The 16,190-nt window shown below is 72.0% G+C and carries 13 protein-coding genes; 9 read left to right on the top strand and 4 right to left on the bottom strand.

Going from position 1 to position 16,190, the window contains the following annotated elements; translation table 11 throughout:
- Positions 1-17 precede the first annotated feature (17 nt).
- Together miaB and ACFWVV_RS01185 are read left to right on the top strand one after the other, a co-directional pair.
- On the top strand, positions 18-1,502 hold the full coding sequence (gene miaB / locus ACFWVV_RS01190) for a tRNA (N6-isopentenyl adenosine(37)-C2)-methylthiotransferase MiaB (RefSeq protein WP_384357865.1): 1,485 nt from the start codon (positions 18-20) through the stop codon (positions 1,500-1,502).
- Positions 1,503-1,686: 184 nt separating this feature from the next.
- Complete coding sequence (locus tag ACFWVV_RS01185) at positions 1,687-2,403, top strand: class III extradiol dioxygenase subunit B-like domain-containing protein (RefSeq protein WP_384357867.1); 717 nt, start codon at positions 1,687-1,689, stop codon at positions 2,401-2,403.
- 99 nt (positions 2,404-2,502) lie between these two features.
- Here ACFWVV_RS01185 and ACFWVV_RS01180 read toward each other — a convergent pair whose 3' ends face one another.
- The gene (locus ACFWVV_RS01180; RefSeq protein WP_384343637.1) at positions 2,503-2,751 is read right to left on the bottom strand and encodes an antitoxin; all 249 of its coding nucleotides are present in this window, start codon (positions 2,749-2,751) and stop codon (positions 2,503-2,505) included.
- Positions 2,752-2,805: 54 nt separating this feature from the next.
- Positions 2,806-3,132: a hypothetical protein gene (locus tag ACFWVV_RS01175; RefSeq protein ID WP_384343640.1), complete on the bottom strand. Its 327-nt coding sequence runs from the start codon at positions 3,130-3,132 to the stop codon at positions 2,806-2,808.
- A 182-nt stretch (positions 3,133-3,314) separates the two neighbouring features.
- On the opposite strand from ACFWVV_RS01175, the gene miaA reads away from it, so the two are divergent.
- From miaA to hflX, 6 genes are all read left to right on the top strand, one after another.
- Positions 3,315-4,253: a tRNA (adenosine(37)-N6)-dimethylallyltransferase MiaA gene (gene miaA, locus ACFWVV_RS01170; protein ID WP_384343643.1), complete on the top strand. Its 939-nt coding sequence runs from the start codon at positions 3,315-3,317 to the stop codon at positions 4,251-4,253.
- A gap of 107 nt (positions 4,254-4,360) precedes the next feature.
- Entirely contained in the window at positions 4,361-4,846 is a 486-nt protein-coding gene (locus ACFWVV_RS01165) for a hypothetical protein (RefSeq protein ID WP_384344116.1), read from the top strand.
- 155 nt (positions 4,847-5,001) lie between these two features.
- Positions 5,002-5,898 (top strand): diaminopimelate epimerase, encoded by an 897-nt coding sequence (gene dapF, locus ACFWVV_RS01160; protein WP_384343645.1) that lies wholly within the window; start codon positions 5,002-5,004, stop codon positions 5,896-5,898.
- A 161-nt stretch (positions 5,899-6,059) separates the two neighbouring features.
- Positions 6,060-8,282: a RelA/SpoT family protein gene (locus tag ACFWVV_RS01155; RefSeq protein ID WP_384343648.1), complete on the top strand. Its 2,223-nt coding sequence runs from the start codon at positions 6,060-6,062 to the stop codon at positions 8,280-8,282.
- Between the two features lie 80 nt (positions 8,283-8,362).
- Positions 8,363-9,844 (top strand): M1 family metallopeptidase, encoded by a 1,482-nt coding sequence (locus tag ACFWVV_RS01150; protein WP_384343651.1) that lies wholly within the window; start codon positions 8,363-8,365, stop codon positions 9,842-9,844.
- A gap of 207 nt (positions 9,845-10,051) precedes the next feature.
- Positions 10,052-11,530: a GTPase HflX gene (gene hflX, locus ACFWVV_RS01145; protein WP_384343654.1), complete on the top strand. Its 1,479-nt coding sequence runs from the start codon at positions 10,052-10,054 to the stop codon at positions 11,528-11,530.
- A 103-nt stretch (positions 11,531-11,633) separates the two neighbouring features.
- On the opposite strand, the gene ACFWVV_RS01140 is transcribed toward hflX, so the two are convergent.
- Both ACFWVV_RS01140 and ACFWVV_RS01135 read right to left on the bottom strand, forming a co-directional pair.
- Positions 11,634-12,827, bottom strand: a complete 1,194-nt coding sequence (locus ACFWVV_RS01140; RefSeq protein ID WP_384343657.1) for a trypsin-like serine peptidase — start codon at positions 12,825-12,827, stop codon at positions 11,634-11,636.
- Between the two features lie 177 nt (positions 12,828-13,004).
- A complete protein-coding gene (locus ACFWVV_RS01135) occupies positions 13,005-14,228 on the bottom strand; it encodes a trypsin-like serine peptidase (protein ID WP_384343660.1) in 1,224 nt (407 codons plus the stop codon).
- 288 nt (positions 14,229-14,516) lie between these two features.
- On the opposite strand from ACFWVV_RS01135, the gene ACFWVV_RS01130 reads away from it, so the two are divergent.
- Positions 14,517-16,004, top strand: coding sequence for a diaminobutyrate--2-oxoglutarate transaminase family protein (locus ACFWVV_RS01130; protein ID WP_384343663.1), 1,488 nt, complete (start codon positions 14,517-14,519; stop codon positions 16,002-16,004).
- The last annotated feature ends 186 nt before the right edge of the window (positions 16,005-16,190 follow it).

Below are 16,190 nucleotides of genomic sequence, written 5' to 3'. Positions count from 1 at the left end.
GTACCCTGGTGGGCGAGATGAGCGAGAAGACATACGAGGTGCGCACTTACGGGTGCCAGATGAACGTCCACGACTCCGAGCGCCTGTCGGGCCTCCTGGAGGGCGCGGGATACGTCCGCGCGCCCGAAGGGTCCGACGGTGACGCCGACGTCGTGGTCTTCAACACCTGCGCGGTCCGTGAGAACGCCGACAACAAGCTGTACGGCAACCTCGGACGGCTCGCGCCGATGAAGACCAAGCGGCCCGGCATGCAGATCGCCGTCGGCGGCTGCCTGGCCCAGAAGGACCGCGACACCATCACCACGCGCGCCCCCTGGGTCGACGTGGTCTTCGGCACCCACAACATCGGCAAGCTGCCGGTGCTGCTGGAGCGCGCCCGCATCCAGGAAGAGGCGCAGGTCGAGATCGCCGAGTCGCTGGAGGCGTTCCCCTCGACGCTGCCCACGCGCCGCGAGAGCGCCTACGCCGCCTGGGTCTCCATCTCGGTCGGCTGCAACAACACCTGCACCTTCTGCATCGTGCCCGCGCTGCGCGGCAAGGAGAAGGACCGCAGGACCGGCGACATCCTCGCCGAGATCGAGGCCCTGGTCGCCGAGGGCGTCTCCGAGATCACCCTGCTCGGCCAGAACGTCAACGCCTACGGGTCCGACATCGGCGACCGTGAGGCCTTCAGCAAGCTGCTGCGCGCCTGCGGCAGGATCGAAGGCCTGGAGCGGGTCCGCTTCACCTCGCCGCACCCCCGCGACTTCACGGACGACGTGATCGCGGCCATGGCCGAGACGCCGAACGTGATGCCGCAGCTGCACATGCCGCTGCAGTCCGGCTCGGACACGATCCTCAAGGCGATGCGCCGCTCGTACCGGCAGGAGCGTTTCCTCGGGATCATCGACAGGGTGCGTGCCGCGATGCCGGACGCCGCCATCTCCACCGACATCATCGTGGGCTTCCCCGGCGAAACCGAGGAGGACTTCGAGCAGACGATGCACACGGTCCGCCAAGCCCGCTTCACCAACGCCTTCACCTTCCAGTACTCGATCCGGCCCGGCACGCCCGCCGCCACGATGGAGAACCAGATCCCCAAGGAGGTCGTCCAGGAGCGCTACATGCGTCTGGTCGCCCTGCAGGAGGAGATCTCCTGGGAGGAGAACAAGAAGCAGGTCGGCCGCACCCTGGAGGTCATGGTCGCCGAGGGCGAGGGCCGCAAGGACGGCGCCACCCTCCGCCTCTCCGGCCGTGCCCCCGACAACCGTCTTGTGCACTTCACCAAGCCCGCCGAGGACGTGCGTCCCGGTGACGTGGTGACGGTCACGATCACCTACGCGGCACCGCACCACCTGCTCGCCGAGGGCGAGAGCGGGGCCGTGCGCCGCACTCGGGCCGGCGACGCCTGGGAGAAGCGCAACGCGCAGCCGCAGAAGGGCCCCGGCGTCATGCTCGGTCTGCCGAAGATCGGCGTGCCGGAGCCGCTGCCGGCCGCCACGGGCGGTTGCAGCATCAACTGACCGGGGGACGGTCGCGGGCGCACGTCCCCACGTGGGGGGCGGCTCCCACCCGGGTGCCAGCCCTGACGGGCCGCCCGGGGCGTGGGTCCCCGCCTCCCGTCCGGGCGTGGGTCCCCGCCTCTTGCCCGGGGCGCCGGACCGGCCCTGAGCTGGTTGTTCCTGTACCCGCGCTAGGCTGCCGGGCATGCTCGTAGCCGCCGCCGTATGCCCCTGCCCGCCGCTGCTCGTTCCCCAGGTCGCCGCCGGCGCGGCGGCCGAACTCGACGCCGCGCGGGACGCCTGTGCGGACGCGCTGGGCGTACTGGCCGCCTCCCGGCCCGATCTGCTGGTCGTCATCGGGCCCGCGGGCCCGGGATCCCAGGGCCCCCACCCGCGGGGGACGAAGGGCAGTTTCGCGGGCTTCGGCGTAGACCTGGAGGTCTCCCTCGGAACCGCCGCCGAAGGAGCCGGCGGCGGCAGCGGGCTGCCGCCGTCCCTCTCGGTGGCGGCCTGGCTGCTCGACCGTACGGACTGGGCGCACGTACCCGTCGAGGGGCTCGGTGTCGGTGAGGAACTGTCCACCGCGCGCTGCGCCGAGGAGGGCCGGCGGATCGCGGGCCTGGCGGGCCGGGTGGCACTCCTGGTGATGGGCGACGGCAGCGCCTGCCGCACCCTGAAGGCCCCCGGCTACCTCGACGAGCGTGCCGAGGGCTTCGACGCCGAAGCGGCCCGGGCCTTGGGCAGTGCCGACACCGCCGCCCTGCTCGCGACGGACGGCGATCTCGCGCACGCCCTCAAGGCATCAGGACGAGCCCCCTGGCAGGTGCTCGCGGGCGCCGCGGACGGAGCGGGCCTGGGCGGTCAGCTGCTGTACGAGGACGCGCCGTACGGCGTGGGGTACTTCGTCGCGGCGTGGTCCTAGCGGGCGCGCCCGGCAGGGACGGGCCCGATACGGGAACGGCCGCGGAACCCTTTGGGTTCCGCGGCCGTTCCCGTTGCTCGTCACTCGTGCCGACAGGCCTCAGGGGGCCGGCGGCGGAGGAGGCGGAGTGCCGCCGTTGTCCTTGGTGGAGAGACGGTCCAGGGCGTCCTTTGCCTTGCCCGTTCCCGAGTGGATCTGATTGCTGTACTTGCCCTTGGTCTTGGAGTCGACAGCCTGAGCGGCCTTGTCGAGGCCCTGCTCGATTTTGCCCCCGTGCTGCTGCGCGAGGTCCGCGGCCTTTTCCTTCGCCGGGGCCAGCTTGGCCTTCAAGTTGTCCAGGAAGCCCATGGGTCACCTTCCCTCAAGGGAGTGTCCGGTTCTGACCGGAGGGGCCAGAACTCGCTATTTGCGGGCAGTTTCGCCGACCTGATTGTCCGCTGCCGCCTCGGCCGACTGCTGCTTGGGGATCTCCAGAGCCTCCGCGGCGGCCTCCTCGGCCTCCTCGGAAGGCTTTGCGGCGGGGGCCTCCGGGGTGTCCGCAGCAGCCGCGGCCGCGACCTCCACCAACGGTTCGGAGCCACTCTCCGTGATCTCCGACTCCTTCTCCGACTCCTTGGCCGTCACGGCCTCCTCGGTGGCCTGCGCCTGCGGAGCGGTGGTCTGCTCCTCCTCGGGTGACACGTCGACGGCATCCTTGGACTTCCGACGAAACATAGAAAAAACGCCCATATCTACTCCATAGCGTACTCGTGTGGGCGAAATGCCGCGTCGTCCGGTGCGTCCCATTGCGCCGCCCGGAGAGGCCGGTCCGTGAACCGGCGTGCGGAACCTCGCAACAGGCAACGACCCCGCACGCGCGTCGTCACGTCGCTCGTTCGGGGAGAGGTGCGGGGGTTTGCGAGACTGGGGCGGTGAGAACTGCAGCTCCCGCACCGCGGGTCATCGCCGTCGTCGGTCCCACCGCGGCCGGAAAATCCGATCTGGGCGTCGCCCTCGCCCAGCATTTCGACGGCGAGGTCGTCAACGCCGACTCCATGCAGCTCTACCGGGGGATGGACATCGGCACCGCCAAGCTGACGCCCGAGGAGCGCGGCGGCGTCCCCCACCACCTCCTCGACATCTGGGACGTCACCGTCACGGCCAACGTCGCCGAGTACCAGCGGCTCGCCCGCAAGGAGATCGACCGGCTGCTCGCCGAGGGCCGCACCCCCGTCCTCGTGGGCGGCTCCGGCCTCTACGTCAAGGGAGCCATCGACGCGATGGAGTTCCCCGGTACGGACCCCGTGGTGCGCGCCCGCCTGGAGGCCGAGCTGACCGAGCAGGGCCCCGGTGCCCTCCACGTCAGGCTCGCCGCAGCCGACCCCGCCGCGGGCCGCGCGATCCTCCCCAGCAACGGACGGCGCATCGTCCGGGCCCTCGAAGTGATCGAGATCACCGGGCGCCCCTTCACCGCACAGCTGCCGGGCCACGAGTCGGTCTACGACACCGTGCAGATCGGGGTCGACGTGGCCCGCCCGGAGCTCGACGCGCGCATCTCCGCGCGCGTGGACCGCATGTGGGACGCGGGGCTGGTGGCGGAGGTGCGCGCACTGGAGGCCCAGGGGCTGCGCGAGGGCCTCACGGCGTCCAGGGCCCTGGGATACCAGCAGGTACTGGCCGCACTCGCCGGTGACTGCACCGACGAGGAGGCGCGCGCCGAGACGGTGCGCGCCACCAAGCGCTTCGCCCGCCGCCAGGACTCCTGGTTCCGCCGTGATCCCCGCGTCCACTGGCTGAGCGGTGCCGCCGAGGACCGTGCGGAACTCCCGCACCGGGCGCTGGCGTTGCTCGAACGGGCGGTCACAGCCTGATCACGTGATGGCATCGGGACGCTCCGCCCGTCATTCCGGCGTCCGCGCGCGTGCCATCATCGAGCTTCGATCGACTGTTGGAGTCCGAGTGGGGAGGGCGCGTGGCGATGGAGGCCGGCCCTCGTGACACAGCACAGGGAGATCCGGAGCGGTTGAGTCCTGACGGGCCCGGAGCACAGCCCCTGACGCCCCGGGACATCCCCTCCGCGGAGCTCCCCGACAGCCCCGACGTCCCCGGACTTCCGGAGCCGGAGGCCGAGGTCGAGGTGGAGCTGCGCCCGCAGCGCCGGCTGCGGATCTGGCAGCTCGCCCCGATCGTGTCGCTCGCCGCCGTCGGCTCGCTGATGTTCGCCTTCCCGCTGGCCTTCGAGATCGGCGACGGCGGAGCGGTCGTGGCCATGCTCGGGCTGCTGATCAGCGGATGCGCCGCGGGCTGGGGAATGATGGCCGCCCGCCGCGTCGGCTACACCTGGCCGGGGCTGCCCGCACGGGGTTCCGGCGGGCGCGCGGACTGGCGGGTCGCCGCCCTCTACGCAGGCGTGTGCGTGACGCTCGTGGCGCTGGCCGTCTGGCGCGTCGCCCGACTGCGCTGAGGCCCGTGCGGCCACGCTGAGGCCCGCGAGGCTGGCATGGGGCGGGGCAGTCGCACCGGGAGCACGCCCGGATGGGCCGAACGGGCCCAGCGAGCGGGCCAGAGCGCACCGGGGCCCGGGACCCACTGTCGGACCGGCCCTTTACGATGGATCGTGTGACCACCGCACCCGCTGCCTCCGCACCGCTAGCCTTCCTCAAGGGCCACGGCACCGAGAACGACTTCGTGATCGTTCCCGACCCGGACAACGCCCTGGAGCTGCCCGCATCCGCCGTCGCGGGGCTCTGCGACCGCCGGGCCGGGATCGGCGGCGACGGACTGCTGCACGTGGTGCGGTCCGCGGCGCACCCGGACGCACAGGCGATGGCGGACCGCGCCGAGTGGTTCATGGACTACCGCAACGCCGACGGCTCCGTGGCCGAGATGTGCGGCAACGGCGTACGCGTCTTTGCCCGCTACCTCCAGCACGCGGGCCTGACCGACGGCGGCGACCTCGACATCGCCACCCGGGGCGGCGTCAAGCGCGTCCACCTCGACAAGGACGGCGGCATCACCGTCGCGATGGGCCGTGCCCTCCTCCCCGGCGGAGAGGTCACCGTCTCCGTCGACGAGCGCTCCTGGCCCGCTGTTCACGTGAACATGGGCAACCCGCACGCCGTGGCCTTCGTCGAGGACCTGGCCCACGCCGGAAACCTGTTCGCCCCGCCGCCCTTCAGCCCCGCCACCGCCTACCCGGACGGGGTCAACGTCGAATTCGTCGTCGACCGGGGCCCGCAGCACGTCGCGATGCGCGTGCACGAGCGCGGCGCGGCAGAGACCCGCTCCTGCGGGACGGGCGCCTGCGCCGTCGCCGTGGCCGCGGCCCGCAGGGACGGGCGGGACCCCGCCGTCACCGGCACCCCCGTCACGTACACCGTCGACGTCCTCGGGGGGCGCCTGCTGATCACCGAACTGACCGACGGCACGATCGAGATGACCGGGCCCGCGGTCATCGTCGCCGAGGGGCGGATCGACGCGGCCTGGCTGGAATCCCTCACCTCCGCCGACGCCTGATGTTCGCTCGAATGGGTGATCCGGTTCACGCCGGGCGGGACCCGGTCGGCACCGCATGGTGGGCTCGGTAGCATCAAGCACCGGCCCGGACGGGACACTCCCGACGAAGGCAGGGGGAGACATCACCCGCCCACCGCCGGTCGAGGCTTCCGGAGGTGCCCATGAGTGCAGAGGCCACCAACCCCAAAGGTGCGTCCCCGGAGGTCCGCCCGCCGGCCCAGCCGGCGGCGCTCCAGAGGACCACAGAGAGCCGCAGGCGCGGCAGGCCCAGGATCGACCTGCGCAGGCTCGGCAGGGCCGCCCTGCTCGGTTCCGCCGCCCGCAGCCGGACCCCCGACGCGATCGCCCATGTGGCCGAGGCCCATCGCGCGCACCATCCGGATGCCGACCTGACGATCCTCAGCAGGGCGTACGTCCTCGCCGAGTCGTCGCACCGCGGCCAGATGCGCAAGAGCGGCGAGCCGTACATCACCCACCCGCTGGCGGTGACGCTGATCCTCGCCGAGCTGGGCGCCGAGACCACCACCCTGACGGCGTCCCTGCTCCACGACACCGTCGAGGACACCGACGTGACCCTCGATCAGGTGCGGGAGCAGTTCGGCGAGGAGGTGTGCTTCCTCGTCGACGGCGTCACCAAGCTGGAGAAGGTCGACTACGGCGCCGCCGCCGAGCCCGAGACCTTCCGCAAGATGCTCGTCGCCACCGGCAACGACGTACGCGTCATGTCGATCAAGCTGGCCGACCGGTTGCACAACATGCGCACCCTGGGCGTGATGCGGCCCGAGAAACAGGTCCGCATCGCCAAGGTCACCCACGACGTGCTCATCCCGCTCGCCGAACGCCTCGGCGTACAGGCGCTCAAGACCGAGCTGGAGGACCTGGTCTTCGCGATCCTCCAGCCCGAGGAGAACGCGGCCACGCGCGCGCTGATCGACGCCAACGCGGCCCAGGGCGACCCGCTCGCCCCGATCGCCGAGAGCGTCCGCGGCGTCCTCAAGGAGGCGGGCATCACCGCCGAGGTCGTCATCCGCCCCCGGCACTCCGTCTCCGTGCACCGGGTCTCCCGCAAGCGGGGTGAGCTGCGCGGAACCGACTTCGGGCGGCTGCTCGTCCTGGTGGCGGAGGACGCCGACTGCTACGCGGTCCTCGGTGAGCTGCACACCTGCTTCACCCCGGTGATCTCCGAGTTCAAGGACTTCATCGCCTCGCCCAAGTTCAACCTGTACCAGTCGCTGCACACCGCCGTGGCGGGCGCCGACGGGGCGGTGGCCGAGATCCTCATCCGCACGCACCAGATGCACAAGGTCGCCGAAGCGGGCGTCGTCGCCCTGGGCAACCCCTACGCCCAGCCGGAGACGGCCCTGCCCGACGCGACCGCGGACGGCGAACGCGTCGACCCCACCCGGCCCGGCTGGCTCTCGCGGCTCCTCGCCTGGCAGGAGGCCACCCCCGACCCGGACGCCTTCTGGAGCTCCCTGCGGGCCGACCTCGCGCAGGACAGGGAGATCACCGTCTTCCGCTCCGACGGCGGCACCCTCGGGCTGCCGGCCGGCGCCAGCTGTGTCGACGCCGCCTACGCGCAGTACGGCGAGGCCGCCCACGCCTGCCTCGGCGCGCGCGTCAACGGGCGCCTGGCGACTCTCAGCACAGTGCTGCACGACGGCGACAGCGTGCAGTTGCTGCTGGCCCAGGACGCCGCCTCCGGTCCCTCGCCGGAGTGGCTCGACCACGCCCGCACCCCGGCGGCCCGCATTGCCATCGCCGGCTGGCTCGCCGACCCGGACACCTCGCACGACCCGGCGCCGCAGAAGGGCGGCAGTGGGCCCGGGGGGAGTGCCGGGGCCTCCGCGGCCGCGCCCGGGCTCTCCGGCGCCCACGCGGCGGCCGAGGGTGCTCCACGGCCGCCCGCGGAGAACGCGGCGTTCCCGGCGACCGTGGAGAACGCGGTCACCGACCTGCCGGACGTCAGCGTGCGCATGGCCGGATGCTGTACGCCCGTGCCGCCCGACCGGGTACTCGGCTTCGCCGTCCGCGGCGGAGTCGTCACCGTCCACCGCGAAAGCTGCGCGGCCGTCGCCCGGATGCGGGCCCTCGGTCGCGAGCCGGTGGAAGTGCGCTGGCAGGACACGGCGGACTGCCGGGTGACCCTGGTTGCCGAATCGTTCGGCCGCCCGCATCTGCTCGCCGATCTCACCGAAGCCATCGCCACCGCCGGGGCCGAAGTGGTCTCCGCCACCGTCGAACCGCCCACGGAACAGCGTGTGCGGCACACGTACACCCTGCAGCTCCCGGACGCCACCGGCCTGCCTGCGCTGATGCGGGCGATGCGGGAAGTGGCCGGGGTGTACGACGTGAGCCGCGCGCAGCACACGGCCACCGCCTGAGCACGCCGGCCGCCGCTCGTTCGGGTGGTGCCCGCGTGCCCGTCCCCCCGTGCGGCCGCCCGCGCTGATAGCGGTGGTCCATGCTGCTCACCTCACCACGACTGCGCGCCGCCCTGCTGGCCGCCGCTTCCGCCTGCCTGGTCGCAGCCGTGCTGCCCGCACCCGGGCCCCTCGGCATCGGCGACCCGCTCTTCCCCCACCTGGGAAACCCCGGGTACGACGTCCTCTCGTACGACATCGCCCTCGACTACGGCGGCGACAACAGCAAGCCGCTGAACGCCGTCACCACGATCGAGGCCCGTGCCACGGCGCCGCTCGACCGGCTCAACCTCGACTTCGCGCACGGCACCGTCCACTCGGTCGAGGTGAACGGCACGCGCGCGGAGTTCACCACCACCGGCGAGGACCTGGTCGTCACTCCGGCCCGGCCGGTCGGAGAGGGCCGCCGTACGGTCGTCACCGTCAAGCACACCAGCAACCCGGCCGGCCGCATCTCCGACGGCGGCTGGGTACGCACCGCCGACGGGCTCGCCATGGCCAACCAGGCGGACGCCGCGCACCGCGTCTTCCCCTGCAACGACCACCCCTCCGACAAGGCGTACTTCACCTTCCGGGTGACCGCGCCCAAGGCACTGACGGTCGTCGCCAACGGGCTGCCGGCCGCCGCACCGCGTGCCGCCGGAGGCCCCCGGGGCGCGCAGGGCGCGCGCACCTGGACGTACCGCACCCGCCACCCCATGGCGACCGAGCTCGCCCAGGTCTCCGTCGGCACCTCCGCGGTGCTGCGCCGGAACGGGCCGCACGGACTGCCCGTGCGTGACGTGGTGCCGGCCGCCGACGCCCGGCGGATGGAGCCGTGGCTGAAGAAGACCCCGGGGCACCTCAGGTGGATGGAGGAGCGGGTCGGGCGCTACCCGTTCGAGACGTACGGGGTGCTCGTGGCCGCGGCCAGCACCGGGTTCGCGCTGGAGACCCAGACGCTGTCGCTCTTCGAACGGTCCATGTTCACGAGCAGCAACTACCCCGAGTGGTACGTCGACTCGATCATGGTGCACGAACTGGCGCACCACTGGTTCGGCAACAGCGTCTCGCCCCGCGCCTGGTCGGACCTGTGGCTCAACGAGGGACACGCCACCTGGTACGAGGCGCTGTACGCACAGAAGCAGTACCCCCTGGAGGAGCGGATGAAGGCGGCGTACGGCCGGTCCGACGAATGGCGCCGCGCGGGCGGCCCGCCCGCCGCGCCCAGGCCCCCCGAGCCCGGACAGAAGATCAGCATCTTCCGTCCCGTGGTGTACGAGGGCGGCGCCCTGGTGCTCTACGCGCTGCGCCAGGAGATCGGAGCGCCGGCGTTCGAGCGGATCGAGCGGCGCTGGGTGACGGAGCACCGGGACGCGGTGGCCTCCACCCGGGACTTCGTCACCCTCGCGTCGGACGTCGCCGGACGCGACCTGTCCGCATTCTTCGAGCGCTGGCTGTACGGGCAGAAGACGCCGCCGATGCCGGGGCACCGGGACTGGCGGAGCCTGGCAGTGGCTGCCGAAGGCCCGGGGAGCCGCTGAGAGTGTGTACCCCGGCGGAGGCGGAGGGCCGGTAAACCCGTGTGACCACTGGGCCGTGCCGTGCGACCATCAACGGGTCGGCGGCGCGGCCGGGCGGAGAAAATTCACCGGGATCCTTCGGGAATCATCCGGGACCGTCACGCGTTGTGACTGTCGACGGGAGCTTTTGCGGGCTTCCTCACACCACCACGACGACCTAAGGATCCAATGACCCCCTCCACTTCTTCCCCTTCCACGAACGACAACATCACAGACAGCCTGCGGGCCGATGCCCTGATGGAAGAGGACGTCGCCTGGAGCCACGAGATCGACGGAGAGCGGGACGGCGACCAGTTCGACCGGTCCGAGCGTGCCGCGCTGCGCCGGGTGGCAGGCCTCTCCACCGAGCTCGAGGACGTCACCGAAGTCGAGTACCGGCAGCTGCGCCTGGAGCGCGTCGTGCTGGTCGGTGTGTGGACCTCGGGGACCGCGCAGGACGCGGACAACTCCCTCGCGGAGCTGGCGGCGCTCGCCGAGACGGCCGGAGCCCTGGTGCTCGACGGGGTCGTCCAGCGGCGCGACAAGCCGGACCCGGCGACGTACATCGGCTCGGGCAAGGCGATGGAGCTGCGGGACATCGTCCTGGAGACCGGCGCCGACACCGTCGTCTGCGACGGTGAGCTCAGCCCCGGTCAGCTCATCCACCTGGAAGACGTCGTCAAGGTGAAGGTGGTCGACCGGACCGCCCTGATCCTCGACATCTTCGCCCAGCACGCCAAGTCCCGTGAGGGCAAGGCGCAGGTCGCGCTCGCGCAGATGCAGTACATGCTGCCGCGTCTGCGCGGCTGGGGTCAGTCGCTGTCCCGGCAGATGGGTGGCGGCGGCGGTGGCGGCATGGCCACGCGTGGCCCCGGTGAGACCAAGATCGAGACGGACCGCCGTCGGATCCGCGAGAAGATGGCGAAGATGCGCCGGGAGATCGCGGAGATGAAGACCGGCCGTGATCTCAAGCGGCAGGAGCGCAGGCGCCACAAAGTGCCCTCGGTCGCCATCGCCGGGTACACCAACGCGGGCAAGTCCTCGCTGCTCAACCGCCTCACGGGCGCGGGCGTGCTGGTGGAGAACGCACTGTTCGCCACCCTGGATCCGACCGTGCGACGCGCCGAGACGCCCAGCGGGCGGCTCTACACGCTGGCCGACACCGTCGGATTCGTCCGGCACCTGCCCCACCACATCGTCGAGGCGTTCCGCTCCACCATGGAGGAGGTCGGCGACTCCGATCTCATCCTGCACGTGGTGGACGGCTCGCACCCGGCACCGGAGGAGCAGCTGGCCGCCGTGCGCGAGGTGATCCGTGACGTCGGTGCCACCGGCGTGCCGGAGATCGTCGTGATCAACAAGGCGGACGCGGCCGACCCGGTCGTCCTCCAGCGGCTGCTGCGCATCGAGCAGCGCGCCATCGCGGTCTCGGCCCGTTCGGGCCAGGGCATCGAGGAGCTCAAGGAGCTCATCGACCGCGAGCTGCCGCGCCCTTCGGTAGAGATCGTGGCGCTCGTGCCCTACATCCAGGGCGCGCTGGTGTCGCGGGCGCACGCCGAGGGCGAGGTGCTCTCCGAGGAGCACACGGGTGAGGGCACGCTGCTCAAGGCGCTGGTGCACCCGGAGCTGGCCGCCGAGTTCGAGGTGTTCGTTCCGGTCACGCACTGACGGTGCCGTGCGGGGGGCGAGCAGCCCCCTCGTACGACTACCGCAGGACCATGGCCGAAGGCCCGTACCCCATGGGTACGGGCCTTCGGCCATGCCGTGGCGGCTACCTGTTGCCGTACTTCCTGCTCATCGCCGTGTAGAGCTGCTGCGCCCCCGCGCCGAGCCGGGGTCCGGCCAGCCAGGTGTGGGTCGCCGGGCCGATCGACGTGTTGGAGACCAGCGCCAGCCGCCCGTTCGGCTTCGACACGAACCAGCCGCCGCCGGACGAGCCGCCGGTCATGGTGCAGCCGATGCGGTGCATCGTGGGCGTGTTGGGGCTGATCGACAGGCGGTTCGGCCGGTCGATGCACTTGTGCATGATCACACCGTTGTACGGCGGGCCCTGCGGGTAGCCCCAGGCGCCCATCGAGCCGATCCGCCGGGTGTCGGGAGCCTGGAAGTCGACGTCGATGGCGGTGCCGACGGTCTCCTCCAGGGACTTGCCGCCACCCTTCTCGGGCTTCACGTGCAGCACGGCGTAGTCGTACGGAGCGCCGGTGCCACCGGTCGGGCCGCCGTAGCGGATCCATTCGCCGGAGGTCGCGGCCCAGTCGGCCCAGAACGCGCCGTAGGGGGCGTGCTCCTGGTAGGGGGCCTTCTGGAGTGCGGCGGGGGACCTGCCGTTGTTGTTGTACGCGGGGACGAAGGTGAGGTTGCGGTACCAGCCGCCCGCCGCACCGGCGTGCACACAGTGCCCCGCGGTCCACACCAGATTGGACCTGCCGGGGTTGTTGACGTCCTTGATGACGGTGCCTGAGCAGACCATGTGCCCCTTGGGGCTGTCGAAGAAGAGCTTCCCGACGGGCGCGCCGTGCTTCGTGTACGGAGTTTTCTCGCGCGCGGCCCGCACCGGGCGAGGCTCCGGATCGGAGACGCCCCGGCCGGCGGAGAGGTCACCGGCCGCCATGGTCTTCGCCGGGTCCGAGGCGGTGCGCATCCGCTCCGGCTGCCACAGACCCGCAATGACTGGGTTGACGAAGTCCTTTGCCTCCCGCAGCCACTTGTCCTTGTCCCAGTTCCGCCATTCACCGTCCTTCCACTTCTCGGGGTCCACGCCGTGCTCCTTGAGCTTGTCGGCGAGGTCCTTGGGAAGGGCGATGTCCCCGCTGTCGGGGGCGCCCGCGGCGGAGGAGCCGGCGGGCGCGGGGGCCGAAGGCTTGTCGGCCGCCTTGTCCTCGGTGGGGCCGCAGGCCGTGGCCGTCAGCGCGAGGGCCGCGGCGAGACCGGTGGCGGCCAGCAGCGGACGTATGGATCGCATGGAAGGTGTCCCCCTGGATGCTTCATTCAGATGTGTCATGAGCGTGTCATGCAAAAAGGTGGCGTACGGCGGAAGGAACCGCCCTGCGGGCGTCGCGCCGGAAAACCGCCGTGCGGAAGGCAGCAGAGGGGGCCTGCGGGACTCGTGCCGAAGACCCCCTCTGCCGGGCAGACCCCGTTACTTCGTGCCGGCCTTCTCGTAGAGGGCCTTGGCCTCGGCTCCGAGCCGGGGGCCTGCCAGCCAGCCCGCCGTGACCGGGCCGATCGAGGTGTTGGAGACCAGGGCGGGCTTGCCGTCCTGGCCCTGCGCCACCCAGCCACCGCCGGACGAACCGGCGGTCATGGTGCAGCCGATGCGGTACATGGTCGGCTGCGCGGCGCGCACCGAGAACCGTCCCGGCTTGTCCGCGCACTGGAACATCCGCTCGCCGTCGAACGGCGGAGCCGCCGGGTAGCCGGTCGCCTGCATGCTCGCGATCTTCGGCACGGCCGGCGCGTTGAACTCGACCGGGAGAGCGGAACCGACCGTCTCCTCCAGCGACTTCCCGGTGTTGGTCTCCGGCGTGACGCTCAGCACCGCGAAGTCGTAGGGCGCGCCCTCGCCGCCGGTCGGGCCGCCCTGGGCGATCCACTGGTCCGAGGTGTGCGCGCTCTTGGCCCACCAGAGGCCGTACGGGGCGAGTTCCTCGCGCGTGGGCTTCGAAGCGGGCGACTTCGCCTGGTTGTTGTAGGAGGGGACGAAGGTGATGTTGCGGAACCAGCCGCCCTTCTTGCCCGCGTGCACGCAGTGGCCCGCGGTCCACACCAGGTTGGACTTGCCCGGGTGCGCCGGGTCCTTGACCACGGTCGCCGAGCAGGCCATCGAGCCCTCGGGGGAGTCGAAGAGAAGCCGCCCCGACTCGGGTGCGCTGGAGTGGTAGGGAGCCTTGGCGGCCCGCGCGGGGAGCCGTGCGGGCGTCGGGTCGGTGACGCCCTCGTCACCCGAGATGTCGTTGGCGACGGGCTGCTTGGGCGGCTTCTCCGCGTCCTTCATGCGGTCCGGGTCCCACAGGCCCGCGATGATCGGGTTGACGAAGTCCTCGGCCTCGCGCAGCCAGTCGTCCCTGTTCCAGTTCTTCCACTCGCCGTTCTTCCACTTGTCCAGGTCGATCCCGTGCTCCTTGAGCCGGTCCTTGAGATCGTCCGGAATCGTGACCTTGCCGTCGGCGCTGCCGCCGGAGGCACCGGCCGCGCCGGCCGCCGGAGCGGACGGCGTGCTCGCCGCCCCGTCCTCGGTGGGCCCGCAGGCGGACACGGTCAGGGCGAGCGCGGCGGTGAGGCCCACGACGGACATCAGGGGCGCGCTTCTGCGACGTGCGCTCCTCCTACGAGTGGCGGTGCAGGCCGGGCGTATGGGTCGCATGTCTTGATCCCCCTGGGACTTCGAACGTGACGGGTCGGACGGTCGCGCAGTGACGGCCGCCGGGGTACGCGAACCCCGCTGCCGACGGAGCGCGGCCCCCCACTATGCCGGTGCCCAGGGGGACGGCCAACGGCAGGGCCGCGGTTCCGCCGCCGGAAGGATCTTCCGATTGCCCGTGATCCGCCGCAGACCCCGTCGTTGGTACGTACGGGGGATGCCGGTACGCCGTGCAGCCCGCCGGGGGCAATGCGCACAGAGGTACCCGCACCAGGGGGAGGACCAGCAGTCGTGGCCGTGACCGAACCTGCTCCGGCAGCTCAGCCGACCGTCGCGCACGAAGGCATTCTGCGCCGGCAGTCGCTGCGCGAGTCCGCGGCGAGAACGTATGCGCGGTCGCTGCCGATCGTGCCCGTACGCGCGCGCGGCCTGACGATCGAGGGCGCGGACGGGCGGCGCTACCTGGACTGCCTGTCCGGGGCCGGGACCCTCGCGCTCGGCCACAACCACCCCGTGGTCCTCGAAGCGATCAAGAAGGTCATCGACTCCGGCGCGCCCCTGCACGTCCTGGACCTGGCGACGCCGGCCAAGGACGCCTTCACCACCGAGCTGTTCGAAACGCTGCCGCGCGCACTCGCCGACCACGCGCGGATCCAGTTCTGCGGCCCGGCCGGGACCGATGCCGTCGAGGCCGCGCTCAAGCTGGTGCGCACCGCCACCGGCCGCAGCGGGATGCTCGCCTTCACCGGGGCGTACCACGGGATGACCGCCGGCGCGCTCGACGTGTCGGGCGGCGCACCCGACGTGCGGGTGACGCGGCTGCCTTACCCGTACGACTACCGCTGCCCGTTCGGGACCGGCGGGGAGCAGGGGGCCGAGCTCTCCGCCCGGTGGACCGCGAATCTGCTCGACGACCCCAAGGGCGGAGTGCCGCAGCCCGCCGGGATGATCCTGGAACCGGTGCAGGGGGAGGGCGGGGTGATCCCCGCTCCTGACGGCTGGCTGCGGCGGATGCGGGAGATCACCGCCGCCCGGTCCATCCCCTTGATCGTCGACGAGGTACAGACCGGCGTCGGCCGGACCGGGGCCTTCTGGGCGGTCGAGCACAGCGGGACCGTCCCCGACGTGATGGTGATGTCCAAGGCCATCGGCGGCAGCCTGCCACTGGCAGTGATCGTCTACCGGCAGGACCTGGACGTCTGGCGGCCGGGAGCCCACGCGGGAACCTTCCGCGGCAACCAGCTCGCCATGGCGGCGGGCGCGGCGACGATGGCGTACGTACGGGAGAACGGGCTCGCGGAGCGGGCCGGCGCGCTCGGCTCCCGGATGCTCGGGAAGCTGCGGCAGCTGGCTCTCGACCACCCGGTCATCGGGGACGTCCGGGGCCGCGGACTCATGATCGGCATCGAACTCGTGGACCCGGAGGGGCGCGCGAGCGGACCGGGCGCCGGCGCGACCGGCGGTCCCGCGCCCGCGTCGCCCCCTTCCCCGGGGCTCGGGCTCGCTTCCCCAGCACCCGCTTCCCCGGCGCTCGCCGCCGCCGTCCAGCAGGAATGCCTGCGGCGGGGGCTCATCGTCGAGGTCGGCGGACGGCATTCCGCCGTCGTCCGCCTGCTGCCGCCCCTCACCCTCACCGACGAACAGGCGGACGCGGTACTGGACCGGCTCGCCGACGCACTGGCCGCCGCCGAACGAGCGCCCTGCCGCGACGCCCGGCGCCACCCGGGACCGCCCCGTCAGGGCCAGTACCGCAAGGAACCGACCGGGACACCGTGCTGACCCAGGCCCGCACCGGAACACCCTCACAAGGAAGCCTCCAGTGAACCCCACACCCGTACCCGACACGTACAAGGACGGCGCAGCCGGGACGCCCGTCGAGGCAGCCGCCTCCCGGGGCGGGGCCGCCGTCGGACCGGCCGGCGCGCCTGCCGACGGGACGAGCGGTGCACAGGCCACCGGGACGAG

Origin of the sequence: Streptomyces sp. NPDC058663 (genome assembly GCF_042716745.1) — a bacterium.
Lineage (GTDB): Bacteria > Actinomycetota > Actinomycetes > Streptomycetales > Streptomycetaceae > Streptomyces.
This window is presented reverse-complemented; position numbering and strand designations above follow the sequence as displayed.